A 2,940-nucleotide genomic window follows, 5' to 3' on the forward strand; every position below is an offset into this window, starting at 1 on the left:
TACCAAAAGCCTGGCCCCTGCAGTCATGACCATACCGCTATCCCGATGGTTATTCTCGGACGAATGAAACTTCGACTGGCCAAAGAATTACACGATAAGTTGCTTTAAGCTGATGCTGATATGGCAAAGGCAGATTGGGGTACCGCAGCTGCAACTGCTATTGGTGTACTCGGTATTGGTCTCGGATTCTGGTGGGCTGACTCGATTGCGGCATTGGTAATTTCAGTGTCCATCGTGAAAGTTGGGGTCACAAACATCAAGGCAGCAGTATCAGGACTCAGTGATGCACGGGCTACTCGTTACGATAACTCTGAATCGCACCCACTGACTGAAGAAGTGGAGCAACTTGCACGCGAGACGGGTTGGGTCTTGCAAGCCCGGGCGCGCATTCGCGACCAGGGGCACATCTTCCATACGGAAATGTTTGTCGTTCCAGTATCTAATTACGTGCCTACTCCGGAAGAAACTGCCCATTTGCGAAACCAGATTGAAGAATTGGACTGGAAATTGCAGGACACAGTCGTAGCAGTGGTGGAAGATCTAGACAACCAACAAGTACCGCCCTCGGACGAGAATCAAGCCGAGAGCGGTACTGGATAGGTTTTCGATCAGCGCAGTTGCAGCTTCATGAGAGCTGTGTCGCTTAAGGGGTGGGTGTTCCTCCGGTAACGCCCAGGGTTTCACCGGCTACATAGCTTGCTTCATCAGATGCTAGGAAGACGTAAGCGCCGGCTAACTCGACTGGATGGCCAGCCCTGCCGATTGGTGCGTGCTGGCCAAAACCTTCAATCTTTTCCTGCGGTTGGCCGTGGCTTGGCTGCAGCGGAGTCCAAAATGGCCCTGGTGCCACAGAGTTTACGCGAATGCCTTGGTCAATAAGGCTGGTGGCCAAGCCCTTGGACAGGTTGTTCATAGCGGCCTTCGTCATGGCATAGTCCAGCAAGGTTGCTGAAGGTTCATAAGCCTGGATCGAGGATGTGAAAATGATGGAAGAACCAGGCTTTAGGTGAGGGATAGCGGCCTTGGTGACGCGAAATGTCCCGTACAGATTGACCTGCATGGTTTGATGAAAATCTTCATCATCAATGTTAGTTAGGCCGTCGGCCCACACTTGGCGTGAAGCATTGTTGACCAAGATGTCTAGGCCGCCGAGAGCTTCGACAGTTTTATCAACCAGCGTGCGGCAGTAGTCGGCGTCTTTGATATCACCTGGGTAGGCGAAAGCCTTTTGTCCTGCGTCTTCAATAGCTTTGATCACGCGATCAGCATCAGGCTGTTCTTCTGGCAGATAAGCAATGGCTACGTCTGCACCTTCGCGGGCATAAGCGATGGCTACGGCTGCACCGATTCCGGAATCGCCGCCAGTGATTAAAGCTTTCCGGCCCTGCAACCTGCCGTGTCCTGTGTAGCTGTCCAAGCCGATATCTGCTTGTGGTGACAGTTCAACGTCAAGGCCTGGTTCGGGTTGGGTTTGTTTGTCGGGGTCAACGGTTGGGTATAGCGTACGTGGATCTTTTGGCATTGTTCTTCGCCTCTTTCCTCGAACGAATCTTTGGGCATGATCCATTGTAGGGATTTGAACCGTCACGGGTATCTTGCCGCCTTCCAATGAGGAAGGATCAACAACATGAACAAGCACTACGACCCGGAGTTCAAGGCCCGGGCCATCCGCCTGGTGCAGCAGCAACGCAGTGACTACCCGTCAATGACTGCGGTGTGCCGCGCTCTCGGTGACGAGCTCGGAGTCTCGCGTGAGACGCTGCGCAACTGGGCCCGCCAGGCCGACATCGACGCCGGAGACGCCCCCGGTGTCACCACCGGTGACAACGAGGAGATCCGGCGCCTGCGCAAGGAAATCAAGCGACTGCGGGAATCCAACGAGATCCTCAAGGAGGCGACGGTTTTCTTCGCCGGGGAACTCGACCCCCGAAACCGCTGATCATCGGGTTCATCGACCAGATGAGAAGCCAAGGCCACGCCGTCGAGTCGATCTGCCGGGTCCTGCGGGGGCAGGGTGTGGCGATCGCGGCGCGGACCTACCGTCACGCCAGGGCCACCGGCCCGTCGCCCAGGACGGTGTCCGATGCGCAACTGCTGGACACCCTCCACGGGCTGAAAGGTACCCCGGAATCGTTGTACGGACGGCGGAAAATGGTTGCCCACCTGCGGCGCCTCGGCCACGAGGTGGCGCACTGCACCGTCGACCGGCTGATGGGTGTCGCCGGAATGGCCGGGGTGAGCAGGCGCAAGTCACCGTCACGAAGCAAGAAGAACCAGCCTGAGGACCGGGCGTCGGATCTGCTGCACCGGGACTTCACCGCAGCGGCACCGAACCTGGTGTGGGTCGCGGACTTCACCTACGTGATGACCACGTCAGGCTGGGTGTACGTCGCGTTCATCGTCGACGTGTTCTCCCAGCGGCTCGTCGCCTGGCACGCGCAGACGTCCAAGGGTGTGGAACTGGTGCGGATCCCGCTGCGCCTGGCGTTGTGGGAGCGCAGACGCGGTGATCATCCGGTAAACCGTGACCAGTTGATCCATCATTCGGATGCCGGAAGCCAGTACACGGCGGTGAGGTTCACCGGTGCGCTGGCCGATGAGGGCATCAGCCCGTCAGTCGGCACTGTCGGAGACGCGTACGACAATGCATTGATGGAGACGATCAACGGGTTGTACAAGGCCGAGTGCATCCGCAACCGGGTCTTCAGCCCCGAGGTGCTGGAGTCGGTGGTGGATGTGGAGATTGCGACGTCGTCGTGGGTGCACTGGTACAACACGTCCCGACTTCACTCGTCGTTGGGGATGGTCCCGCCGGCGGAGTTCGAGGACACGTTCTGGGCCGAACACGCTACACTGAGACAGGTGTCTGAGAAGGCCACTCAGCCAATCTAACGGCGGCAACAAAAGCGTGACGGTTCACTGGCCTGCCAGTCAGGAACT

The 2,940-nt window shown here is 57.7% G+C and carries 3 protein-coding genes; 2 read left to right on the forward strand and 1 reads right to left on the reverse strand.

Annotated elements, in window-relative coordinates:
• Window positions 1-120: 120 nt before the first annotated feature.
• The gene (locus tag SFC07_RS13205) at window positions 121-600 is read left to right on the forward strand and encodes a hypothetical protein (RefSeq protein WP_303382134.1); all 480 of its coding nucleotides are present in this window, start codon (window positions 121-123) and stop codon (window positions 598-600) included.
• Between the two features lie 43 nt (window positions 601-643).
• Here the strand turns inward: SFC07_RS13205 and SFC07_RS13210 are convergent, their stop codons facing one another.
• Window positions 644-1,522, reverse strand: coding sequence for an SDR family oxidoreductase (locus SFC07_RS13210; protein ID WP_131386807.1), 879 nt, complete (start codon window positions 1,520-1,522; stop codon window positions 644-646).
• 105 nt (window positions 1,523-1,627) lie between these two features.
• Here SFC07_RS13210 and SFC07_RS13215 point away from each other — a divergent pair.
• Window positions 1,628-2,892 (forward strand): IS3 family transposase gene (locus SFC07_RS13215; RefSeq protein WP_411208776.1). Its coding sequence is split into 2 segments (ribosomal slippage): window positions 1,628-1,901 and window positions 1,901-2,892, totalling 1,266 coding nucleotides; the frame shifts between segments, so codons are not numbered across the junction.
• Window positions 2,893-2,940: the final 48 nt, after the last annotated feature.

Source organism: Corynebacterium callunae (assembly GCF_046592015.1).
GTDB classification, from domain to species: Bacteria; Actinomycetota; Actinomycetes; order Mycobacteriales; family Mycobacteriaceae; genus Corynebacterium; species Corynebacterium callunae_A.